The following is a 24,782-nucleotide window of genomic DNA, read 5'->3' as shown; positions in this document are numbered from 1 at the left end:
CCTATTGTTGCGCCTGTTTAAAAAGATTAAATTGTGTTTGGTCAGGATAAGAGGATTGAGTTCCTTTGCCGGTCACGCTGTAAGCCGCATATAACGAGGCTTGCTGCATTGCCTCGAGTACGTTTCCGCTGTGAATATAGTGTTGCGCGAAACAGCCGATAAAGGCGTCGCCTGCACCACTGGTATCGATGGCATTGACTTTACAAGGCGGCACTTTCACGATTTGATCACCGTACAGCCAAACCGAGCCTTTGTCGCCTAAGGTTACAATCAGGTTTTTCAAACCTTTTTCCAGTAAGAAGTGTGCGGCGGCTTGAACCTGATCCATATTAGCAACCGGCATACCGGTCAAGATTTCCAGTTCGGTTTCGTTTGGCATAAAGAAATCACACTTACAGGCGTATTCAAGCGAAAGCGCTTTGCTCGCCGGAGCAGGATTTAAAATCACTTGGATTCCGTACCGATGGGCAAAGTCAATGGCGTAATACACGGTTTCCAGCGGAATTTCCAACTGGAGAATAATTAATTTGCATTGTTGCAATTCAGCGGCAGCGCGATCAATGTCTTCCGGTTTTAAGTGAGCATTGGCGCCTTTGATAATCAAGATTCGGTTTTGTGAACTGGAGTCGACAAAAATAGGCGCGACACCGCTAGAGACACCGCTGACTTTTTCAACATATTGCGTGTTAATCCCGTTTTGTTGAAAATTGCGCAGGGTATTCTCCGCAAAAATATCATCACCGACTTTGGATAACATCATTACGCTTGCCCCAGTGCGGGCTGCGGCAATGGCCTGATTTGCTCCTTTGCCGCCACAACCCATCTGAAAGGTTGGCGCTTCCAAAGTTTCCCCCGCTTTTGGCATTTGGTCGACATAGGTAATCAAATCGACCATGTTTGAACCAATAACTGCAATATCCATAATCTCTCCTTTTTTTGTTAAAATAAAAACATTAATTAATAAAATTAGTTTATAATAATAAAAATGTTAAAAAAGTTACACCGATCACAGATTTTAAATTAAATTGGCATATCATATGAAAAACTGCTTCGTTATGAAGTATAAATTCAATAGGAGAGAAAAATGGAAACTAAAGATATCGTAAAAATGATTGATCATACCGCACTTGCTTGTGATAAGACTGAAGCTGAAATCAGTTTGCTGTGCCAGGAAGCACTTTCAAATGAATTTTATTCGGTGTGTATCAATGCTGGTCATATTCCTTTTGCTAAACAGATTTTAGAAAATTCAAATGTAAAAATTTGCACAGTGGTCGGGTTCCCGTTGGGGGCGACGCTGAGTTCGGTGAAAGCCTTTGAGGCAGCAGAAGCAATTAAGGCAGGGGCGCAGGAAGTGGATATGGTGATCAATGTGGGCTGGGTGAAATCCGCGCAGTGGGACAAGGTGAAAGCTGATATTGACGCAGTGCTGAATGCTTGCGGACAGGTTCCATTGAAGGTGATTTTGGAGACTTGTTTATTAAGCCGTGACGAGATAGTCAGATTGTGTGAAATTTGCCGTGAGCTTCAGGTGGCTTTTGTCAAAACGTCAACCGGTTTCAGTAAAGGCGGCGCAACGGTTGAAGATGTGGCGTTGATGCGTAGTGTTGTCGGGCGTGATATTGGGGTGAAAGCCTCCGGCGGCGTGCGTGATTTTGCCACGGCGTTGGCGATGATTGAAGCCGGCGCCAATCGATTGGGAACCAGTTCCGGCATTGCTATTGCGCATGGATTGCAGGATAATCAAGCGGGTTATTAATGTGAAACAGGAGCCGCTGTGGATACAAAAGTAAGCGCTAGAATTCAACAATTGGAATTCTTGTTAAAACAAATGGATAAGATTCATTTACGTGATGCCGCAGGCATTTTAAATGTTTCTGAAATGACAATTCGGCGTGATCTCAGCACCGATGCCGGTACTTTAGTACTGCTTGGCGGTTATATTGTTAAAGATCCACAGCGTTTTAATGAAAACGGTTATTTTATTTTTGAGCAACAAAGCAAAAATATTGCTCAGAAAATGCAAATTGGAAAACTCGCAGCAGAGCAAGTGAAAGAAGGCGATGTTGTCTTTTTTGACTGTGGTTCTACGATTCCGTTTATTGCTTCCCAGATTCACGATTCGGTTAACTTCACCGCACTTTGTTGTTCTATTAATACTTTTATGATTTTGCAGGAAAAAAGTCAATGCAATTTGATTTTGTGCGGTGGACGGTATTCACGGGATAACTCTTTTCTGGATTCGATTACGTTGCAAAATGAGCTTGATGCAGTGTGTCCGAGCAAAGCGTTTATTTCCGCAGCCGGCGTACACCATCAAAAAGGGGTTACCTGTTTCAGTTTTGCCGAAGCGAAAGTGAAAGCCAGAGCGATACAAAAATCACAGCAGAATATTTTGGTGTTTGACGACAGTAAAATCGATAAGATTCAGCAAGCTTATATTGGCGAGCTGAATCAGTTTGATCTATTGATTTGTAATCAGGCGTTGCCAGAACGTTTTAACCAAACCGCACTTCCGTGCTTGCTTTCCGCATAATTTGAGTCATTAAGCAAGGGGCGCAGAGGGACAATCGAAATATGAAAATCTGCCTGATTAAAACCTCCTCGATGGGGGATATTCTGCACACTTTGCCCGCCTTAACGGATGCGCAAAGTGCGGTTGCGGATTTGCAGCTGGATTGGGTGGTCGAGGAGAGTTTTGCAGAAATTCCCACTTGGCATTCAGCGGTGAATCAGGTGATTCCGATAGCCTTGCGCCGTTGGCGTAAAACGCCATTCAGTGCACAAACACGCCGAGAGTGGCGGCAATACCGCACTTTGTTGCAACAACAGCAATACGATGCGGTGATTGATGCGCAGGGGTTGGTCAAAAGTGCGGTTTTTGCTACCCGTTTAGCGCACGGCGTGAAACTGGGCTATGATCGCCGTTCGATCCGCGAACCGCTTGCCAGCTTTTTCTACGATAAAACTCATGCCATCAGTTACCAACAACATGCGGTCGAACGGATTCGCCAACTGTTTGCATTAAGTTTGGGCTATCGCCTGCCGAAGACACTGGGCGACTATGGCATTGCCCACCATTTTTTAAACCCAGCCAACCATACGACACCGTATTTGATTTTTATTCACTCAACGACCCGAGATGACAAACATTGGTCGGAAAGCGCTTGGCGTGAGCTGATCACCGTGCTTGCCCCGTCGGGTTATCAAATTCAACTGCCGTGGGGCAACAACAAAGAGCGGTTACGAGCTGAGCGTTTGGCACAAGGTTTTGCTTATGTACAGGTGCTGCCGAAAACCACGCTGTCGCAAATTGCCGCAAAAATCGCTCATGCGAAAGCGGTGGTCTCGGTCGATACCGGTTTATCCCACCTCAGCGCCGCACTGGATAAACCCAACATCACCCTCTACGGCGCCAGCGATCCGAGACTCATCGGCGGCTACGGCAAAAACCAAATTGCACTTTGTGCTGACAGTATGTCAGCGATCAGTGCTTCGAAGGTACTCGAGGAATTGTTGAAACTGCTTTAGGGTCTGTTGATCTTTTTCTATAGCTCAAATTATAAATAAAGATCAACAGATTCTAGGCTTTTGATCACAAATCTGATTTTTACTGTAACAAATCTGTTATTTCCTTCCGTGTTTCGATCTCTCGATTGCATGAAAAATAATCTTATTGGCATAAAAAACGTGATCATCTTCACGTTTTGTAAGTTTAAATCGACGTAACCCTTTTTTGGCACGATTTTCGCATCTTCTTAAGGTAAGAAAATTTTTTTCTTTTCTGCTTATTTATTTAACTTATCAAGGAGTAGTTGTATGCAAAAAGGAGCATTAGAAGGGCTGCGAGTATTGGATTTGAGCCGTGTGTTGGCTGGACCGTTTTGTAGCATGATGTTGGCGGATATGGGCGCAGAGGTGATTAAAATCGAACAGCCGGGAAGCGGGGATGATTCCAGACAGTTTGCGCCGATGAAAAACGGAGAAAGCTCTTACTACATGAATCTTAACCGAAATAAAAAAGGTATCACGTTGAATTTGAAGGGTAAAGGGCGTGATATCTTTCTTGAGATGGTAAAACAGGCCGATATTGTGTTGGAGAATTACCGTCCGGGTACGATGGAAAAATTAGGTTTAGGTTATGAAGAGTTGAAAACAGTTAATCCGCGTATTATTTACGGTGCGATTTCTGGTTTTGGGCATACAGGCCGTAATAAGATGCGTCCTGGTTATGACATTATTGCGCAAGCAACCGGGGGATTAATGAGTACGACGGGTTGGCCAGGCGGTGAGCCAACCCGTTCGGGTACTGCAATGGGCGATGTTTTGGCAGGTCTTTCACTTGCCATTGGGCTGTTGGCTGCAGTGAATCATCAAACTCGTACTGGACAAGGGCAGAAAGTCGATATTGCCTTGGTAGATTCCGTAGTTGCCAGTATGGAGATCATCAATCAAATTTATTTAGTTGAAGGACGTTTGCCTGAGAGGATCGGTAACCGGTATGAATCTTGCTATCCTTATGACTCTTTTGCCGCGAAAGACGGCTGGCTGGTTATCGGCGCTGCGAATGATAAATTGTGGCATTTGGTCTGTAAGGTCATTGGACGTGAAGATTTGATCCAAAATTCACGCTATAAAACCAATCCGGATCGCGTCAAAAATCATGCGGAAATTAAACCACTTGTTGAGGATTGGACAAAACAATATCCAGCAGAAGAAGTGATTAATGCCATGTTGGCAGCAGGGGTGCCTGCAGCACCGATTAATACCATCGACCAAATTGTCAATGATCCGCATATTGCGCAAGATCGGGAAATGTTTGTGGATATTGAGCATCCTTTAGCAGGTAAAACCACGTTGACCGGCTCGCATTTAAAATTCTCAGTGACTCAAACCGGGGTCAGAACCGCAGCTCCATTGTTAGGGGAACACAATACGGATATTTATCAAGCACTATTGGGTTATACGCCTGAAGTCTTGTCCGAGTTGAAAGAGAGTGGGGTCATCTGATGCAAAGTGCGGTTGAACATTCAAATCAAACGGTATTTATTCGTGAGGTTTGTCCTCGCGATGGGTTTCAAAATATCTCGCTATGGATAGATACGGAGGATAAAAAACGAATTATCACATCGTTGTTGCAAAGTGGGATTCGCAGTATTGAGGCAACCTCGTTTGTTTCGCCAAAAGCGATACCTCAGATGCGAGATGCCACAGAAATCGCCACATTTACTTTGGAAAAAGCCAAATCAAAAGGAATTGATGTGGTGGCATTGGTGCCAAATTTGAAAGGTATGGAATTGGCATATGCCGCAGGAATTCGTGAAGTGAATTATGTGGTTTCAGTTAGTGAGGCACACAACAAGGCGAATATCAATCGAACGCCTCAGCAATCGTTGCAAGAGCTGAAAAATATTGTGCAGCAATATCCGGATGTCAGTATTCATTTAGTGTTGGCGACGGTATTTGGCTGCCCATTTAGCGGTGAAACGCCATTTGAAAGTATTAAGGCTTTAATTTCAAGTGCGGTGCAAGAGTGTGGAATCAAGGCAGTAACGCTGTGCGATACCATTGGTGTTGCCAATCCGGCACAAGTGAGATCAATACTGGCTGGCTTAATTTCGGCGTATCCGCAAATCTGTTTTACCTTGCACTTACATAATACTCATGGCATGGCACTTGCGAATATTATGGTCGCGTTGGACTGTGGGGTTCGCCATTTTGAAACAGCGGCTGGTGGGCTGGGTGGCTGTCCGTTTGCACCAGGTGCAGCGGGTAATTCCGCCACTGAAGATTTGGTGAATATGTTGCAGCGTATGGGTTTTAAAACGGATATAGATCTACCCGTATTGTTAAGTGCGGTCAAATTGATTGATGAGTTGATTCCAAATTCCGTTTCTAGCCAATTGAGTCGGGCGAGAACGTATCAAGAGTTCGATTTTTTTCCAATGAAGGAGTGTTGAGATGGGCAAAACATTATCAGAGAAAATCTTAGCAAAAAATGCACATCGAGATGTGGTGAATGCCGGAGATGTGGTGTGGGTGGATGTTGATCGTTCCATGATGGATGATATTTTAGGACCAAGGGTTCAGATTGCGGAAAAATTGCCGGAATTGACCCAAGAGATCAAAAATCGTGAGAACGTGATTGTGATTTCGGATCATTATACGCCGCCGGCGAATATTCGTCAGGCTGAAATTGTTAAGTTTACCCGGGATTGGTCGTTAGAAAATAATATCGACAATTATTATGAATTTGAAGGCCCTTGTCATCAGGTGATGGCGGAGTATGGGCACGTTTTGCCGGGAACCGTGATTTTGGGAACGGACTCGCATACCTGTATGGGGGGCGCATTAGGCGCATTTGCCAGCGGAGTGGGATCGACCGAAATGCTGGGCATTTTAGCCACCGGGCAAACGTGGTTAAAAGTGCCTGAAACTATCCAAGTGCGGTGGGACGGACAGCTTAATCCTGGCGTGATGGCAAAAGATATTTCGCTGAAAACCATCGGCGTCATCGGACACGCCGGAGCAACGTATAAAGCGGTTGAATATGTGGGCGAGACTTTTGACCAAATGGAGATCGAACAGCGCATGGCGATTACCAATATGGCGGTCGAAATGGGCGCTAAAGTCGGGTTGATGCCAGTGGATGATAAAACCATTGCATATTTGGATTCTTTGGGGATTCAACGTGACAGCTATTCGGTTTATCACAGTGATGCCGATGCTCGATTCTGCCAAAAATTACATTTCAACAGTGCTGAGCTTTTGCCACAAGTGGCTTGTCCGCATGAAGTCGATAATGTGACGGCGGTGATGAATGTGAATACACCAATTCATCAGGCGTATTTAGGCTCTTGCACCGGCGGGCGACTGAGTGATTTGGTAGCAGCCGCTGAACTGTTAAAGGGCAAGAAAATAGCCAAGGGGATTCGTTTATTGGTTTCGCCAAGTTCGAAGAAAATTTGGAAAGCCGCCAGTGATGCAGGCGTTTTATCTGTGCTAGCCGAAGCAGGGGCAGTAATTTTAGCGCCGACCTGTGGAGTTTGTGTAGGGCTGCATTCGGGCTTATTGGCGCCGAAAGAAGTGTGTATTTCAGCCAGTAATCGTAATTTTATCGGACGCATGGGAAGCAAAGAAGCGTTTATTTATCTGGGTTCTCCGTTAACAGTCGCAGCGTCGGCGATTACGGGTAGAGTGACCGATCCGCGCGAGTTTTTATAAGGGGGCAGCTATGGAATTTGAAGGTAAGGCATGGGTTTTTGGCGATAATATCAACACCGATATTATTTCACCGCCGCAATATATGGAACTTTCTATTGAAGAAGCCGCTGCTTATTCAATGCAGGCAGTTCATGAAACATTTGCGAAGCAAGTCGGCGAAGGCGATATTTTTATTGCCGCCCATAATTTAGGGTCCGGCTCGAGTCGTGAGACTTCGCCGTTGACGTTAAAATATCTGGGTATAAAAGTGGTTGTAGCCAAATCGTTTGCGCGAATTTTTTATCGCAATTGTATTAACTTAGGGATTCCGGCAATTGAATGTCCTGATTGGGACGGGATTTCCGAAGGAGATCAGGTGAGTATTGATGTGGAAAAAGGGGAATTATTAAATTTGACCCGTAATACGCGTTTTAAATGCAGCAAATTACCGGACAACATTATGCAGATGATCGCAGCAGGCGGCTTGGTTAACTACTTAAAAACAATAAAAGGAGAATAATATGCACCCGGAATTAGACAGTTTTACCGTTTCTATTGTACGTGGCGGTACTAGCAAAGGTATTTTTATTTTAGAGAGTGAGCTGCCGAAGCAGCAGCCGACACGCGATAACATTATTTTATCGATTTTTGGTAGTCCGGATATACGTCAGATCGATGGCTTGGGCGGTGCGGACTCGTTGACCAGTAAATTGGCGATTATTGGACCATCAACCCGAGCAGATGCTGATGTGGATTATACTTTCGGACAAGTCAGTCTGACGAAGGCCTTTATTGATTATAAAGGCAATTGCGGCAATATCTCTTCTGCAGTGGGAGCGTTTGCGATTGAAAACGGGTTGGTTAGAGCGATTGAGCCGATCACCAAAGTGCGGGTACATATGGTCAACACCGGACGAATTTTGCTGTTATCAGTTCCGGTTATCGGCAATAAAGCGCGTATTGAAGGGGATTATAAGATTTCCGGTGTTCCGGGCAGCGGTGCCAAAGTTGGGATTGATTGGGCAGATTGCGGTGGCGAGTCAACCGGTAAATTATTGCCTAGCGGTAAATTAATCGATCACATTGAAGTTGATTCTGTCAGTTATCCGGTATCGGTGGTTGATGCGGGCAATATTACTGTATTTATCGCTGCGACGTCACTGGGGCTGAGTGGCATTGAGTCACCATCAGAAATTGAAGCGAATAAAGGGCTAATGACATTGATTGAGAGCATTCGTGGCAAAGTGGCGCAGCAATTGAGGTTGATTGACGATTGGCAACTTTCGGCACAAGAGATTCCGTATGCACCGTTTTTCTCGATTGTCAGCCCTTCGGCAACTTATACCACACGAGATGGCAAATCGGTTGCACAGAGTGAGATTGATATTGTTTCGCGCTTGCTGTTTATGCAAGGTGTTCACAAAACACATCCGGTTACCGGAACCGTGGCATTGGGCGCCTGTTGTCGGATTCCAGGGACGATTGCTCATCAGGCATTATCCGGCGCTGCCGCCAAAACCGATTTGATCTGGATTGGTCATCCGTCAGGGCGGATTGAAATTGAAAGTGCGGTTTCATGTTCTGGTAGCGAGTATCGCTTGGCTAAATCGATTGTGGCAAGAACAGCCAGAATTATTTTGAAAGGTGAAGTGTATGTTCGCAAAAGTATAGTGACCGCAGAATAAACCAAAATAGCTCAACTGCTTTCAAAGTGCGGTTGCATATCGTGTTATATAACTGGAGTTTTTATATGTTAAGCTTTAACGTTATTATTTTACTTTTTATTGTGTTATCGATTGCCGGGGGATATTTTTTTAAAATAAATATTGGTATTTTTGCAATTGTCTTTTCATTTATTGCGGCTTATATCTATGGGCTGAATGCTAAGGATGTTTCCGGCTTATGGGGATTAAATCTTTTTTTTATTTTGCTATCTATCACCTTCTTTTATGGGATTGTGATTTCGAATGGTACGCTCTCGTTGGTCGCAGAAAAAATGGTGTTTGCCGTACGTAATCAGCCGTTTCTTATTCCCATTGTTCTGTTTGTGACGGTGGTGATTTTTGCCGGAATCGGGCCGGGACACTATGCAGCCTTTGCTTTTATGTCACCGCTGGTGATGGTAATTGCCAGTAAAATTAATATGAGCCGCTTGTTGGCGGCGATCATTATCTATAGTGGCGCCGTTGCCGGAGGGTTTAATCCGTTTACGTTAGGGGGGCGCGTAACGGAAGGTTTAATTGAAAAATTGGGTTACAGTGTAGAAATGTCGCAAGCGTATGCTTTAACAGTAGGGCGTAATAGTTTTGTGATTCATACCTTAATTTTTATTTTTGGGTATATTCTACTAAAGGGCTATCAGGTAACATCAGCTCAGATAGAGCAACCCAAATTATTAAATAACCAGCAAAAACGAACCCTAGCTTTAGTTGCGCTGATCTTTTTACTGGTTATCGTGCCGAGTGTACTATTAGCATTAAACCCGCAGTCACTCTTTTTAAGTAAAATGACTAAAATGTTGGATCCAACGTTTCTCTCTTTTTTAGGCATTGTATTGGCACTTGTCCTCAAATTGGGCAACGAAAATGAGGCAATGAAAAACATTCCTTGGTCAATCATCATCATGATCGGTGGTTTAGGGATGTTGACTGAGCTGGCTTCGAAAGCAGGTGCGATGACGGCGCTGTCCAACTATTTGAACAGTATTGATGGTAGCATTGGTGGTGGTGTGATTTATTATTTAGTTGCAGCATTTTCGTCAATGATGTCGGTATTTGCTTCTAGTATGGGGGTCGTAATGCCTACTTTTTATCCAATTGTACCGAACCTACACGTGGATAATCCTGGTTTGATGTTCTCTATCATCACTATGTTTGCTACTTTCACTGGGTATTCACCGTTTTCTTCCGGTGGTGCGCTGGTTATAGCAGGATTGACTGATCCAAAAGAGAGCAAACAATTATTTATCAGACTATTAATCTTACCATTTTTGCTATTAGCGCTAGGTTATTGTTTACTTTATATTGGCGTTCTTTATTAATAACGTGATAACAATAGGGGCTATTGGCCAGGAGGCTGATAGCCTTGTTTTAATTTATAAATTATTGAGGTTTTTATTTTGAACAAAAAGATGTTTAATCTTGTTTTTGTTGCGCCGGATCAAGAGCTTGCCAAATTTGCCAGAATCGAAGCCGATAATCTGGGTTGCAATATGACAATTTTAAATGCCATTTTAGATGCACCAGACATTAGTAAATTAACCGATAACCATAAATCTTACGATGCCGTGATTAGTCGCGGTGGAACAGCCGCTTCGTTGGAAAAAATGTTATCGATTCCGGTAATTTCAATCAATTTTTCGTTATCTGATTTGCTAAACCAGCTCACCCCATATAAAACACGCTATAAAAAATTAGTGCTGATCACTTATGAAAAAATAGCAGGGATTGAATATGTCGCTGCAGCATTAGATCTGAGCATTGAATTTCATAGTTTCCAAAATCAGGCTGATATTGATCGGTTACTGGCGCGCTACACTCCGGAAGAGCATCTCTGTATTATTGGCGGTGTTTTGGTATTTCAGCAAGCACAACAGCGCAACTTCAATACTATTTTATTAAAAACCGCATCTGAGTCGGTACGCGAAGCAATCAGCCGTGCGATATCGGTTAGTAAATTTAAACATGATGTTCAACGTAAAGCCAGTCGTTTGAATACGATTTTATCATCAGTTGCAGAAGGCGTTATTGTTACTGATAAATTTAATCGAATTGAACTGATTAATCCAATTGCCGAAAAAATAATAAAAAATACCCACTTGAACGTTATCGGCAAAGAGATTAGTCAACTGATTCCCTCTTCACAAACTGGATCGGTGATACAAAGTAAAAAAGCGCATAATGGTGAATTAATTGAAATTGGCGGTAAAACCTATGTGGTAAACCGCATGCCAATTTTAGTTAATCAAGAGTGCTTGGGTGTGATTTGTACGTTGACTGAAGATAATAAGATCAAGCATGCAGAATATAAGCTGAGAAAACGTGAAGCTACCAAGCGAGGATTTATTGCTAAATATTGCTTTGATGATATTTTGACGCGTAATGACAATATGGAAAAATGTAAGCTGCTGGCGACTATATATTCAGGAACGGATGCTAATGTTTTGTTGTATGGTGAGTCAGGGGTAGGGAAAGAGTTGTTTGCCAACAGCATCCATTTTGCCAGTCCGCGTAGAGACAATCCCTTTATTGCTATCAATTGTGCTGCCATTCCTGAAAATTTATTAGAAAGTGAATTATTTGGTTATGAGAAAGGGGCATTTACTGGTGCCAACAAGGAAGGAAAAACAGGATTATTTGAGTTGGCCCACACTGGCACTTTATTTTTAGATGAAATTGCTGAAATGCCACTCGCTTTGCAAGCAAGATTGCTACGTGCTTTACAAGAAAAAGAAATTATGCGTGTGGGGGGCAATGAAGTGATCCCAATAGATGTGCGGGTGATCAGTGCTAGTAATAAAAATTTGACACAAGAAGTTGTAAAAGAGCGGTTTAGGCAAGATCTTTACTACCGTTTGAATCACCTTTTTTTAAGAATACCAACGCTGTCTGAGAGACCTGAAGATATTGCTTATTTATCAGAGCTTTTTTTAGCAGAACATAAAATAGATATTGACCGCCTACAATATGAGGCGTTATTGAGTTATTTACAATCTTATTCATGGCAAGGTAACGTGCGAGAGTTGAAATTTATGATGCAGCGCTTAGCTTTGATGATCGGTCTTTTCCCGCAGCAAAGTTACCTTTCATTGTTTAAATCTTTTTGCTTATTTGAGGAGCCAGAGAGTAGAGAACAACATTCTAACCAAGACTTTAAGAGCAGAACATTGGCGTTTCAAGTAGCATTGATTAAGCAGTGCCTGGCTGAACATAATCAGGATTATCAAAGGGTTTCACAAATATTAAATATCAGTAAAATGACGGTTTATCGCTATTTGAAGTTAGATATTCATACCCAAGCTACTCTGTAGAGGTGTATTGTTATGCATGGGGTAAGCCAGAAGCAAGAAATAAGCATAGCATTATCGCCCGACGATATTATACTTTTTAACATACTGTCATTTTCATATGATGAATTGCAGTATTTTATTACTGATCAACTAATGCATAACACGCTGGTTGGTTTTCAAAAAGAACCCTATGTTTATTTTCCAATAACAATATTCGGTGAGGAGATTGAACAGAATCATGAAATAGGTCAACCTATAAGTTTACAGTCAAGCCTATTATTACAGCTTAATGAATTACATTTGAATGAATATGAAACAGAAATTTTGACTTTTATTATTGACTCGATTGATGAGCGAGGCATTTTAACCGTAGATAAGCAGGAGTTGTATAAAGATTGGTTACAATATCAAAGAAAATTTTTTTCTACTGGAGAGTTGTCATATACAGACTTTTATCGCTATATTGAGCTAGTACAAACGTTAGAGCCATTAGGCATTGGTGCTGAATCTGTGCAGGAATGCATCTTGATTCGTTTACGCCATAGTGATGATTCCCACCGCTTATTGGCAGAAAGTATAGTACAGTCAGGCTGGCGCGAACTGGGTAATAAAAATATTTTAAGACAAAAGGTTAAAAAACAATTTACTGATATTAGTGAGCAGGATTTAAATGCAGCGCTGGCATTGATTCAGAGTATTTCTCCATTTCCGGTCAGTTGTTATATTGAGGAGCCAATTAAATATAGAATTCCAGAGTTTTTACTTCGAGTTGAAGCAGGCGAAGTTAAAATAGAAGTATTAAATGAGAGTGACTTTCCATTTCAATCAGTATTGACGCAATCTATCTTAATGCAGGAGAATAACCCGGCACTGGATAGGATAAATGTTATTATTGGTGGAGTAAAATATAGAACGTTACTACTACACAAGCTATTGGAATTAATGATTCAGCGACAAAAATTATTCTTTATCAGTAAAAATCACAGTGACTTAGCGGAATGGGATTTATATGAAATTAGTCGTCGACTGAATTTAAGTCTTTCTAGCTTATATCGTTTAATAAAAGATAAATATATTAAATTTGATAAGAAAATCTATGCATTCACTGACTTACTACCCACCAATAAATACTCAGCCAGTAGCGAATATATCAAGCAGCGAATCAGCGCATTATTACAGAGAAATAATACGCTTACTGACCAAGATATCACTGATGTTTTAACCAATGAAAATATTAAGATCTCTCGTAGAACAGTCAATAAATATCGCCATCAATTACGACTAACTCTAGCTAGATAAAACCTTTCAAGCGCAGGTACAACTGGTTAAAACGTGCCTTTTTGCTGTGGTAATACGCTTGTCTTGCCGGATTTGGTTGATAAATGTGTTCCAATACTAAAGGCGGACAAAAATCGGCTATCGCTTTATCCGGATTTAACGCAATTTGCGCCAACTTTGCCGCGCCCAGTGCGGGGCCGACATCGCCGCCTTGGCGGTATTCCAAGGTCTTGCCGCTGATATCCGCCAACAGTTGCCGCCAGTAATGGCTTTTGGCGCCTCCGCCGATGAGGGTGATGTTGTCCGCCGCAACGCCGCTTGCGTGCAGCACCTCGATGCCTTGCGCCAAGGCAAAACTGACGCCTTCCAACACCGCTTTTGCCAGTATCGCTTGAGTACTGTTGTGGTCCATGCCCCAAAATACGCCTTTGGCGTAAGGGTCGTTATGTGGCGTTCTTTCCCCGGATAAATAAGGCAAGAAAATTACATCGGAATCCTCGGCACTGGCCGCCAGTTCGAAAAAGTGCGGTATATCGTGAATACCAAGCGCTTGGTTCGCCCAATCAACACAAGCGGCGGCACTCAAAATCACCGACATCAAATGCCAACGTTCAGGCAGGGCGTGACAGAAACTGTGTACCGCACTTTCCGGATTGCTGACAAATTTATCTGTGACCACAAAATAGACACCGGAAGTACCGAGCGACAACATCGCTTGCCCCGCTTTATATAACCCAACGCCAATCGCACCGGCAGCATTATCGCCGCCGCCGGCAACCACCGGAACCGGGTTCATACCCCATTGGTCGGCAATATCGGGCAACAAATAGCCGGAAATCTGGTTTCCTTCCATCAGCTCCGGCATATTTTCAATCGATAGCCCACAAGCCGTTAATAATTCGTTGTTCCATGCTCTTTTGCCAACATCCAGCCACAGGGTTCCGGCGGCATCGGACATATCGGAGACATGGCGCCCCGTCATCAACAAGCGTAAATAATCTTTCGGCAATAACACTTTATGAATTTTTTCGAAGCGTTGCGGCTGATGTTTTTTGAACCATTTTAACTTAGGCGCAGTAAAGCCGGGCATCATTAAATTGCCGGTAATCAAGCGTGAATCAGGGACTTGCTGTTCCAATTCCTGGCACTCGGCAACACTGCGCCCGTCATTCCATAAAATAGCGGGATAGAGCGGTTGGTTTTGCTTGTCGAGCATCACCGCGCCGTGCATTTGTCCGGTCAGCCCGATGGCTTTAACCTGTTTGAGATCATGCTGGTTTTTCAGGGCTTGAATGCCGGCATTGACCGCTTGCCACCAGTCGTGCGGATTTTGCTCCGACCACAGCGGCTGCGGACGACTGAGCGCAAGTGCGGTTGAATGAGTGACGACAATGGTTTGCCGCTCGTCTAATAATACCAGTTTGACACCCGAAGTGCCTAAATCAATGCCGAGGTACATAATTTGCTCCGTCGATAAAAAGTCAGGGGCAGGCTGGCTAACCCCTGAGCATGTTGCTGATTATTTATAGATATAGGCGTTGACAATATTTTCCAACCGCTCTTGCTGTCCGGAAACCGGCTGCGGTGCAAGTGCTTGGCTTTCAACCAATTGTGCCAGATCAGCCAGCGACGCTTTACCCGTCAAAATCGATTGCCCGAGTTCGGTATTCCAACCGACATAACGTTGATCAACGATATTTTGTAATTGTTGATCTTCAATCATATCGGCGGCAATCAGTAATGACTGGGCAAGTACATCGATTGCACCGATATGCGCATGGAACAGATCATATTTATCAATACTTTGTCGTCTGATTTTAGCATCGAAATTGAAACCGCCGGTTGTGAGCCCGCCTGCTTTCAAAATTTCATAAAGCACCAGTGCATTTTCTTCAATGCTGTTCGGGAATTGGTCGGTGTCCCAACCCAGTTGCGGATCACCGCGATTAGCATCAATTGAACCGAGAATACCTAATCCGACCGCACTTGCCACTTCGTGTTGGAAGGTGTGCCCGGCTAACGTGGCGTGATTGGCTTCAATATTGACTTTAATTTCTTTTTCTAAGCCGAATTGTTTTAAGAAGCCATATACGGTGGCAACATCGTAATCATATTGATGTTTGGTCGGTTCTTGCGGTTTCGGCTCAATTAATAATGTACCGTTAAAGCCGATTTTGTATTTGTGCTCAACCACCAGTTGCATAAAACGCCCGAGCTGTTCCCGTTCGCGTTTTAAATCGGTATTGAGCAGGGTTTCATAACCTTCGCGCCCACCCCATAAGACATAGTTCTCGCCTTGTAGTTTTTGGGTGGCGTTCATCGCATGGAACACTTGGGTTGCGGCACAAGCAAAGACTTCAGGGTTTGGGTTGCTTGCCGCACCTGACATATAACGTGGATTGGTAAAACAGTTCGCTGTTCCCCACAGCAATTTAATCCCACTTTGTGCTTGTTTCTCAGCCAAAACATCGACGATGGTTGAGAAATTATGCAGATATTCTTTGAACGAATTACCTTCCGGTGCAACATCGATATCGTGAAAGCAGTAGTACGGCACATTCAGTTTTTTAATAAATTCAAAGGCGATATCGGCTTTTTGTTTTGCCGCTTCTAATGGAGGTTGTGCTTGTTGCCAAGGACGATCTAACGAACCACTACCGAACATATCCGTTCCATTCCAACAAAACGTGTGCCAATAACAGACCGCCAAGCGCAGATGCTCAGCCATGGTTTTGCCCAACACAACTTTATTTGCATCGTAGTAGCGGTAAGCAAAAGGGTTGGTGCTGTTTTTACCTTCATATTTAATTTGATCAATCTTTTCAAAATAGCATGCCATAGTCTTCTCCTGTTTGAATATGCTTGTTTCGGGATAAAGATAAAGCCAAGCCGCAGAGGGTATCAATTATGTTATTTTACTTCGCTATTCATAATATTGTTTTATGTGATAGGTATCACAAACAAGTAAATAGTGAGTTGTGATTAGAATCACATAAAACATAAATCGTAATATGAAAATTAAATTCATTAATTGTGTTTTTAATTAAAATAGAAAATATTGGAGCTGTCATATAGACAAAGTGACCTTTTATTAATTACATGTGAGGTATTTTATATGAAACTTAAAGGTGGTTTATTATTGGCGGCACTGGTAGTTGGAGGAATGAGCGCTGCTGTTAATGCAAAGGACTTAACTATCGGAATGTCGATAGATGATTTGCGTTTAGAGAGATGGCAAAAAGATAGTAGTATTTTTACTCAAAAAGCAGAGGCATTAGGGGCAAAAGTATTTGTACAGTCTGCAAATGGGGATGATAGTGCGCAAATCTCTCAAATTGAAAACATGATTAACCGTGATGTCGATGTTTTGGTAATTATTCCACACAATGGTGATGTGCTGAGTAATGTAATTGCAGAAGCTAAAAGATCCGGTATTAAAGTTTTAGCATACGATCGATTAATAAATAATGCGGATCTGGATTTCTATGTTTCATTTGATAATGAGAAAGTCGGCGAGCTACAGGCGGAAACGATTGTCAGCATCAAACCGGAAGGAAATTATTTCTTAATGGGCGGCTCTCCGGTTGATAATAATGCAAAATTATTCAGACAAGGTCAGATGAATATTCTACAACCTTTAATTGATAAAGGTGCGATTAAAGTGATCGGAGATCAATGGGTCGACTCTTGGTTGCCGGAAAAAGCGTTGCAAATTATGGAAAACGCCTTAACTGCCAATAAGAATAACATTGATGCAGTTGTTGCTTCCAATGATGCAACAGCAGGTGGTGCAATTCAAGCTTTAAGTGCGCAGGGTTTATCCGGCAAAGTCGCTATTTCCGGACAAGATGCGGATTTAGCTGCAATTAAGCGGATTGTAGAAGGCACACAAACCATGACCGTCTATAAACCGATTACAAAATTAGCAGATAAAGCGGCGGAAATTGCTGTCGGATTGGCTAAAGATGAGAAAATTGAAAGCAATGCCAGTCTGAATAATGGGATGAAAGAAGTTCCTTCCTATTTGCTCGATCCGATTGCAGTTGTTAAAGGAAATATTGAAAAAACGATTATTCAAGACGGATTCCATAGTAAAGAGAGTATTTATAATAAATAAATTCAAACTTCTGCTAAATATAAGGGAGGAACATTCTCCCTTAAAATAAACATAATTAATTTAGGTGGTTGCTATGGATTCATTATTAGAGATGAAAGGGATTGTAAAAAAATTTGGTGATGTGAAAGCACTAAATAATGTCTCTATTTCGATTTCACCGGGTAAAGCACTTTCATTATGTGGGGAAAATGGTTCAGGAAAATCAACATTAATGAAAGTATTATGCGGAATATATCCTTATGGAGATTATGAAGGTGATATTTACTTCGCAAATGAATTATTAAAATCAAAAAATATTAAAGATACCGAAAGTAAAGGTATTTCGATTATCCATCAGGAATTGGCATTAGTGAAAAATATGTCAGTTATGGATAATATTTTTCTCGGAAATGAAATTTCTCAGTATGGTTTAACCAATGAAAATGAAATGTATATCCGGGCGAAAAAAATTTTATCTCAAGTGCAACTTGATATCGATCCCGACACGATAGTTGGTGAGCTTGGACTTGGACAGCAACAACTCGTAGAGATCGCAAAAGCGTTAAATAAAAATGTCAGATTATTGATTTTAGATGAGCCTACCGCTTGCCTAACGGAAAAAGAAACCGATGTTTTATTAGCCCTGATTCAAGATCTAAAAGAACACAATATTGCCTGTATCTATATTTCGCATAAACTGAATGAAGTGAAGGCTATTTCGGATCACATTTGTGTTATTCGTGATGGCGAGCATATTGGTACGAGAGATGCGAAAGAGATGAGTGAGGATGATATTATCACTATGATGGTCGGACGAGAGATCACGTCATTATATCCCCATGACGCACATCCGATTGGTGAAGAATTATTGCGGGTTGAGAATTTGACTGCTTGGCATTATGTCAATACACACATTAAACGGGTCAATAATGCTAGTTTTCATTTGTGCCAAGGTGAGATTTTGGGAGTGGCGGGATTAGTCGGTTCGGGACGAACTGAAATGGTTCAGTGTATTTTTGGGGCTTATGCCGGGAAGTTTAATGGAAAATTTTATTTAAATAACAGACTGGTACAACATAAAGACTGTGCCTCCGCAATTAATAATGGCATTTTTATGGTGCCGGAGGATAGAAAACGACATGGAATCGTGCCAATAATGGGGGTAGATAAGAATATTACACTTTCTTCATTAAAAAACTATTCGATTAAGCGCATTATGATTAATGAACCTCTCGAAGAAACGATCATTGAACGTTCGATTAAAGAATTAAAGGTAAAAACATCTTCCCCAGATTTGGCAATAGGTCGCTTAAGCGGTGGAAACCAACAAAAAGCGATTTTGGCAAAAGCGCTACTGCTAAACCCTAAAATTCTTATACTTGATGAACCCACCAGAGGTATTGATGTCGGTGCGAAATATGAAATTTATAAGTTAATCAATGAATTGGCAAAGAAAGGTGTTGGTATCATTGTGATCTCTTCCGAATTGCCCGAAGTTCTCGGTATTAGTGACCGGATTTTGGTGATGCATCAAGGGAAAATAAAGGGAAACCTAATTAATCAAAACCTCACCCAAGAAAAAGTCATGGAAGTTGCACTTAAGGAATAATGGTATGAAAAATTTAAAATCGATCAATTTGCAAGTTTATATAATGTTAATCGCTATTGTTGCCATTATGCTATTTTTTTCGATGATGACGGACGGTGCATATTTAAGTGCGAGAAATATTTCAAATTTGTTAAGACAAACTTCCATTACCGGTATTTTGGCAATAGGGATGCTATTTGTCATTATCTCTGCGGAAATTGACTTGTCAGTTGGTTCTTTGATGGGATTATTAGGCGGTTTCGCAGCTATTACTAATGTGTGGTGGGGCTGGCCATTACCGGCAACAATTATGGCGACATTGCTGTTGGGATTAATGTTTGGCATCTGGAATGGGTGGTGGGTTGCATATCAAAGGGTACCTTCGTTTATTGTTACTCTGGCTGGATTATTGGCATTTAGAGGAATTTTAATTGGGATAACGAATGGTACGACAGTATCTCCGACATCAGCTTCAATGACACAAATAGGACAGGGTTATTTATCGGATGAACTAGGCTTTATCATCGGCAGTATTGCGATTGCATTGTTTGTAACTTGGGGAAATTATCAACGTCGCTCCAGACAAAAACTAGAACTGCCGGTACCGCAAATTTCAAAAGACTTTTTGAAATATGTTGTGATAGCCATACTGTTGCTCGGTGCAATTTATCTTTTAAATGATTATCGAGGTATCCCGGTTCCTGTATTGATTTTGTCCTTGCTGGCAGTTGTTGGCTATTTTATCTCTAAGAAAACGGCATTTGGACGCTATATTTATGCCATCGGTGGCAATATTGAAGCTGCCAGATTATCCGGTATTAAAGTAGAAAAAATAAAGTTAGCCATTTTTTCGATTAATGGGGTTATGGTCGCAATTGCAGGGCTAATTTTGAGTGCCCGTTTAGGTGCAGGTTCACCGTCGGCTGGGCAAAATGCGGAGTTAGATGCGATTGCTGCCTGTGTTATCGGTGGTGCAAGCTTGGCTGGTGGTGTCGGTAGCGTATGGGGCGTGATTATTGGGGCGCTGATTATTGCCTCATTAGATAACGGCATGAGTATGTTAGATGTCCCGACATTTTGGCAATATATTGTCAAAGGTGCTATCTTGCTATTAGCAGTTTGGGCAGATTCAATGAGTAAGAAAAAAGCATAAAATTCAATTTATTAGACTTAAAAGGCCACTAATTTGGTTAGTGGCTTTTTTATTAAGCACTAATATGACAGTTTCTTGTGAAGGGAATCACAAAAGAGAAAAAACATAATCACATAAAAAAATCTAATAATTGCATGGGAATGATAATGTCATCAAACTGCAATACATAGTTAATGTATTGTTGTTGTTTGTTTATTGTTCAAATTTATATAAATCAAAGGATAGTGAAGTATGAATTATTTTAAAAACCCCATTATTCCAGGAATGGCTCCAGATCCCTCAATTATTAGAGTAGATGATACTTATTATATTGCAACCTCAACCTTTCATTGGAATCCGCCTATTCAAATTTTTGAATCAAAGGATTTAGTGAATTGGGAGTTGATTGATTATGCTTTAAAAAAAGAGGAGGTAAATTTGAGAGGTTCTAATACTCCAGCAGGAGTTTGGGCGCCTCATCTATCTTATGATGCTAAAACAAAACGTTATTGGATTATTTATTCTCATATGTTGAATATGGCAGGAAGAGAGTTTAATGCGGATAACTATGCGATTTATTCTGATAGCATTCACGGTCCTTGGTCTGAGCCGATTTTTTTAACATCAATCGGATTTGATCCTTCTCTTTTCCATGATAAAGATGGCAAGACTTATCTCAGTATTTTAGAGTGGGAAACTCGTCAAGGCTATCAAGCGCCAGGGCATATTGTGATTGCTGAAGTTGATTTAAAACAAGGAACTGTGGGCGATTGGCACCGTATTTGTCATGGATTTACTACTCGTGGTTGTGCAGAAGCGCCGCAACTATATAAACGCAATGGTTATTACTATTTGGTGATTGCGGCAGGTGGAACCGGTTATGGGCACGGCGTTGAAATTGGGCGTGCTAAAAATATTTTCGGCCCTTATGAACCCCACCCGTCAGGCGAGCCGATTTTGACTTCATCGCCCCGACATTTATTTTCCTTAGGTGATCCCGATGCCGGGCATTTTGAGATGTTTAACCCCAATTCATTAATGCAAAAAGCAGGGCATGGTTCATTAGTTGAGACGCCATCGGGTGAATGGTATATGGCACATTTGATGTCAAGACCGTTGCAAGGTGCTTTGTTGAATCCTTTGGGAAGAGAAACCGCACTTCAAAAAATGGTTTGGACACAGGATGATTGGTTAGTGATGGCAGACGGTTCAACTTTAGCCAAAATGGAGTTTGAAGGGATTACGGGGGTAGAGCTCAAGCAAAAACCAAATCAAGATATAGAAGAGCATTTCAACGGTGCTTATGATTTGCGTTTTATGACCCCTTATCGTCCACAGAAAAGCATGTGGGTCAACACAAACGAGAGGGCTGGATATTTGCGCATTTATGGTGAAAACTCATTTTTTTCACAAAATAATCCAGCAATTATGGCAACTAGAGCTACTTCATTTGATTATCAAATTGAGACAAAAGTAGAATTCTCACCTGATCATTATTCAGAAACTGCGGGTGCAGGGCTGTATTATGATTCTAATAATTGGTTGTATATTCATTTAACTTATTCCGAAGAAATATCAGGAACTATATTAACCGTATTGCAGGCGAAATTAGGTAACCGAATTGAATATCCCCACCACCGTATATCTATTCCTAATAATATCGCTGGTTTAAAAATAGATTACCAATTAGGTAAGGCAAAGTTATCTTACAAATTAGATGGTGATTGGATGGTATTGATCGAACAAGTAGACGTGTCTTATTTATCCGATGAAGGTGTTAATGGTGAGCCGGGTGAAATTGGCGGTTTTACGGGGCTTTTCAATTTTATTGGTTCTGTAGATGCATATCAACGTGATTCTTATGCTGATTTTGAATATTACAAAATAAAAAATAACTAATGGAGAATATATTATGAGTAAAACAATACCGTTAAGACGATTAGTGCCAGGGTTAATTGTCGGTCCGGCTTCTTGGCTAGGTCCTTATATTGTTGCCGTCAGCCTTTTCTTACCTGCATTATTACAAGAAATTGATGCAGAAAATAAAATCGAACTTCTTGCATTATTTTCCACTTGTGGAATGATTGTTGCCTCGATTTCAAATATGGTTGCAGGTTATCTCTCGGATAGAACATATTCGAGATACGGGCAAAGAACACCTTGGATTATCGGTGGCGCAGCTGCTTTTATGCTGGCGATGGTTCTAGCATCGACTGCCAAATCAGTTGCCTTTTTGCTTCTGGCTTGGATGTTGGGACAAATCGCTTTAAACTTCATTGTTGCACCAATGGTCGCTTGGCTAGATTCTGCACCGGAGGAAGGTAAGGGAACGGCATCGAGTGCTTATGGTGGTTTGGGGATGGCACTAGGTAATAATGGTTTCAGTATTTTTGGCGCAATGTTTTTAGGGCAATTTCGGTTGGGATTTATTATTTTTGGTGTGATTACCTTAATCGGTACTTTATTAGCAGTTTATATTGTTAAAGAACCTTCCAACTTAGAGGATAAAAATAAATTAGATTCTAATAAACCAGTACGTAAAGAAAAAGAATCACTGAGAAGTATTTTAAAAATATTTCCTGCTTGGCATATTGGACGAGATTATTATTTAGCATTGATCGGAAAAATTTTTCAAGGGATTGGTAATTTTGCGATTGTCGGTTATTTTCTTTATATTATGACCGATTTTATGGGAAAAGATACATCAGGTGCACAGACCTCAATCCAAATAGTCAATATGATTATGCTTATTTTTGGTATTGCAATGGGGTTTTTAGCTGGACCTATTTCAGATAAATATAAAATTCTAAAATACCCCGTTGCCCTATCAACAATATTGCTTGCAATTGGCGCTTTAAGTATTTACTTCTTAAGAAATGATATGAGTATTTGGATCTACGGTTTCACTGCAGGATTAGGAATGGGAATTTGGAACTCTTTAGATAATTTGCTTAATTTAAAAGTGATTCCAGATAAAAATCAGGTGGCATTTTTCTTAGGCGTTTACAACTTAGGGAATACACTAACTCAAGCATTTGCACCGATTATTGCAGCCTTTGTTATCAAGCAATTTGATTTTTCAGCAATATTCCTTGTTTCATTTACTTTTGCACTATTAGGTGGAATTTGTATTCTATCAATTAGAACAGTGAAACGTTAAGTAAAAAAACACAATTAATTAAGGGTTGGCAATTCTATTGCTAACCCTTTTGTTTATCATTTTTTTATTTTATAGTTGCTGGACTTTTTGATGATTTGATTGAAAGGATCTTGCCATGACTACCGAATATCACCGCATCGCGCTGCTGTTTAATGCTAATAAAGTTTATGACCGCGAGGTCATGGAAGGAATTGGTGAGTATATACAGGCTTCGTTATGTAACTGGGATATTTTTTTGCCAGACGATTTTGTTCATCATGACGAGAGTATCAACTTGGCGATGGTGGATGGGGTGGTTGCTGATTTTGATAATCCTCAGTTGGCACATAAATTACAAGAATTAAATCTTCCGCTGGTTGCTGTTGGCAGCTCTTATCATAATAGTGCAGATTATCCTCCGGACATTCCTTATGTCGCAACTGACAATCAACAATTAATCGAAATAGCATTTAACCATTTGAAAGGAAAGGGGTTAAACCATTTTGCTTTTTATGGTGTGCCGACGGCGAATCCTTGTCATTGGTCTGAAGAAAGGCGCTATGCGTTTGAAAAACTGATGCAGGAAAATCAATATCAAAGCCAAGTGTATCTGGGATATGAAACCCGGCATGACAATTGGCAGGATTCACAACAGCAACTGAATCAATGGATTCAATCTTTACCAATACACACGGGAATTATTGCTGTGACTGATGCTAGAGCGCGGCATTTATTGCAAACCTGTGAGCATTTGAAGATTGCCGTACCGGAACAAATTTGTATTATCGGCATTGATAATGAAGAATTAATCCAATATTTTTCACGGGTGTCGCTATCATCGGTAATGCAAGGCACGAAAGAAATGGGTTACCAAGCGGCTAAGCTGTTACATCGGCTATTGACCGGTAAAAAAGTGAAAAGCCAACCGATTTTGATTCCGCCGGTGAAAGTGGCTGAGCGAGCTTCAACCGATTATCGCTCAATCCATGACCCATTAGTGATGCAAGCCATGCACTATATCCGTTTGCACGCCTGCTCCGGAATTAAAGTGGAACAAGTGCTGGATTACGTCAAAACGTCGCGTTCTAATTTAGAGGGCCGTTTTAAAACGGAAATCGGCAAAACGATCCATCAAATTATTTATCAAGAAAAAGTAGAACGAGCCAGAAAATTGCTGAGATCAACCTCGATTTCGATTAATGACATTTCAGAAATATGCGGTTACCCGTCCATCCAATATTTTTATTCGGTTTTTAAAAAGGAATATTCACGGACTCCGAATGAATACCGACTACAGTACAGCCGAAAATAAAGCCGCTGATTACCTTGAAACCGCAC

20 protein-coding genes are annotated in these 24,782 nt (G+C 41.4%); 17 read left to right on the top strand and 3 right to left on the bottom strand.

Annotated elements, in window-relative coordinates:
* Window position 1: 1 nt before the first annotated feature.
* A complete protein-coding gene (gene rbsK / locus EDC16_RS04345) occupies window positions 2-922 on the bottom strand; it encodes a ribokinase (RefSeq protein ID WP_132965788.1) in 921 nt (306 codons plus the stop codon).
* A gap of 162 nt (window positions 923-1,084) precedes the next feature.
* Between rbsK and deoC the strand changes: the two genes are divergently transcribed.
* The 11 genes from deoC to EDC16_RS04290 all read left to right on the top strand — a co-directional run bounded on the left by deoC (window position 1,085) and on the right by EDC16_RS04290 (window position 13,510).
* Entirely contained in the window at window positions 1,085-1,759 is a 675-nt protein-coding gene (gene deoC, locus EDC16_RS04340) for a deoxyribose-phosphate aldolase (RefSeq protein WP_132965786.1), read from the top strand.
* Window positions 1,760-1,777: 18 nt separating this feature from the next.
* A complete protein-coding gene (deoR, locus tag EDC16_RS04335) occupies window positions 1,778-2,536 on the top strand; it encodes a DNA-binding transcriptional repressor DeoR (protein ID WP_132965784.1) in 759 nt (252 codons plus the stop codon).
* 41 nt (window positions 2,537-2,577) lie between these two features.
* Window positions 2,578-3,531 carry a lipopolysaccharide heptosyltransferase RfaC gene (rfaC, locus tag EDC16_RS04330; protein ID WP_132965782.1) on the top strand — a complete coding sequence of 318 codons (954 nt, stop codon included), beginning with the start codon at window positions 2,578-2,580 and terminating at the stop codon, window positions 3,529-3,531.
* 288 nt (window positions 3,532-3,819) lie between these two features.
* Window positions 3,820-5,010: a CaiB/BaiF CoA transferase family protein gene (locus EDC16_RS04325; RefSeq protein WP_132965779.1), complete on the top strand. Its 1,191-nt coding sequence runs from the start codon at window positions 3,820-3,822 to the stop codon at window positions 5,008-5,010.
* Window positions 5,010-5,960, top strand: a complete 951-nt coding sequence (locus EDC16_RS04320; RefSeq protein WP_132965777.1) for a hydroxymethylglutaryl-CoA lyase — start codon at window positions 5,010-5,012, stop codon at window positions 5,958-5,960. Before EDC16_RS04325 ends, EDC16_RS04320 begins: the two co-directional genes overlap by 1 nt.
* Window position 5,961: 1 nt before the next feature.
* Entirely contained in the window at window positions 5,962-7,224 is a 1,263-nt protein-coding gene (locus tag EDC16_RS04315; RefSeq protein ID WP_132965775.1) for a 3-isopropylmalate dehydratase large subunit, read from the top strand.
* 10 nt (window positions 7,225-7,234) lie between these two features.
* Entirely contained in the window at window positions 7,235-7,723 is a 489-nt protein-coding gene (locus EDC16_RS04310) for a LeuD/DmdB family oxidoreductase small subunit (protein ID WP_132965773.1), read from the top strand.
* A gap of 1 nt (window position 7,724) precedes the next feature.
* Window positions 7,725-8,888, top strand: a complete 1,164-nt coding sequence (locus EDC16_RS04305) for a 2-methylaconitate cis-trans isomerase PrpF family protein (RefSeq protein ID WP_132965771.1) — start codon at window positions 7,725-7,727, stop codon at window positions 8,886-8,888.
* A 65-nt stretch (window positions 8,889-8,953) separates the two neighbouring features.
* The gene (locus EDC16_RS04300; RefSeq protein ID WP_132965769.1) at window positions 8,954-10,243 is read left to right on the top strand and encodes an SLC13 family permease; all 1,290 of its coding nucleotides are present in this window, start codon (window positions 8,954-8,956) and stop codon (window positions 10,241-10,243) included.
* 78 nt (window positions 10,244-10,321) lie between these two features.
* Window positions 10,322-12,232 (top strand): sigma 54-interacting transcriptional regulator, encoded by a 1,911-nt coding sequence (locus EDC16_RS04295; RefSeq protein WP_132965767.1) that lies wholly within the window; start codon window positions 10,322-10,324, stop codon window positions 12,230-12,232.
* Window positions 12,233-12,244: 12 nt separating this feature from the next.
* A complete protein-coding gene (locus tag EDC16_RS04290; RefSeq protein WP_132965765.1) occupies window positions 12,245-13,510 on the top strand; it encodes an RNA polymerase factor sigma-54 in 1,266 nt (421 codons plus the stop codon).
* On the opposite strand, the gene xylB is transcribed toward EDC16_RS04290, so the two are convergent.
* Both xylB and xylA read right to left on the bottom strand, forming a co-directional pair.
* Window positions 13,503-14,948 carry a xylulokinase gene (gene xylB, locus EDC16_RS04285; RefSeq protein ID WP_132965763.1) on the bottom strand — a complete coding sequence of 482 codons (1,446 nt, stop codon included), beginning with the start codon at window positions 14,946-14,948 and terminating at the stop codon, window positions 13,503-13,505. The two genes, EDC16_RS04290 and xylB, sit on opposite strands and share 8 nt — an antisense overlap.
* 60 nt (window positions 14,949-15,008) lie before the next feature.
* Window positions 15,009-16,328 (bottom strand): xylose isomerase, encoded by a 1,320-nt coding sequence (gene xylA, locus EDC16_RS04280; RefSeq protein WP_132965761.1) that lies wholly within the window; start codon window positions 16,326-16,328, stop codon window positions 15,009-15,011.
* 276 nt (window positions 16,329-16,604) lie between these two features.
* On the opposite strand from xylA, the gene xylF reads away from it, so the two are divergent.
* The 6 genes from xylF to EDC16_RS04250 all read left to right on the top strand — a co-directional run bounded on the left by xylF (window position 16,605) and on the right by EDC16_RS04250 (window position 24,756).
* Entirely contained in the window at window positions 16,605-17,606 is a 1,002-nt protein-coding gene (gene xylF, locus EDC16_RS04275) for a D-xylose ABC transporter substrate-binding protein (protein ID WP_132965759.1), read from the top strand.
* Between the two features lie 73 nt (window positions 17,607-17,679).
* Window positions 17,680-19,194, top strand: coding sequence for a D-xylose ABC transporter ATP-binding protein (gene xylG / locus EDC16_RS04270; RefSeq protein ID WP_132965757.1), 1,515 nt, complete (start codon window positions 17,680-17,682; stop codon window positions 19,192-19,194).
* A gap of 4 nt (window positions 19,195-19,198) precedes the next feature.
* A complete protein-coding gene (locus EDC16_RS04265; RefSeq protein ID WP_132965755.1) occupies window positions 19,199-20,326 on the top strand; it encodes a sugar ABC transporter permease in 1,128 nt (375 codons plus the stop codon).
* 231 nt (window positions 20,327-20,557) lie between these two features.
* The gene (locus EDC16_RS04260) at window positions 20,558-22,204 is read left to right on the top strand and encodes a glycoside hydrolase family 43 protein (RefSeq protein WP_132965753.1); all 1,647 of its coding nucleotides are present in this window, start codon (window positions 20,558-20,560) and stop codon (window positions 22,202-22,204) included.
* 13 nt (window positions 22,205-22,217) lie between these two features.
* On the top strand, window positions 22,218-23,465 hold the full coding sequence (locus EDC16_RS04255) for an MFS transporter (protein WP_132965751.1): 1,248 nt from the start codon (window positions 22,218-22,220) through the stop codon (window positions 23,463-23,465).
* 115 nt (window positions 23,466-23,580) lie between these two features.
* Window positions 23,581-24,756 carry a XylR family transcriptional regulator gene (locus EDC16_RS04250; protein ID WP_132965749.1) on the top strand — a complete coding sequence of 392 codons (1,176 nt, stop codon included), beginning with the start codon at window positions 23,581-23,583 and terminating at the stop codon, window positions 24,754-24,756.
* Window positions 24,757-24,782 lie beyond the last annotated feature (26 nt).

The sequence above is a fragment of the Testudinibacter aquarius genome (assembly GCF_004342725.1).
Lineage (GTDB): Bacteria > Pseudomonadota > Gammaproteobacteria > Enterobacterales > Pasteurellaceae > Chelonobacter > Chelonobacter aquarius.
This window is presented reverse-complemented; position numbering and strand designations above follow the sequence as displayed.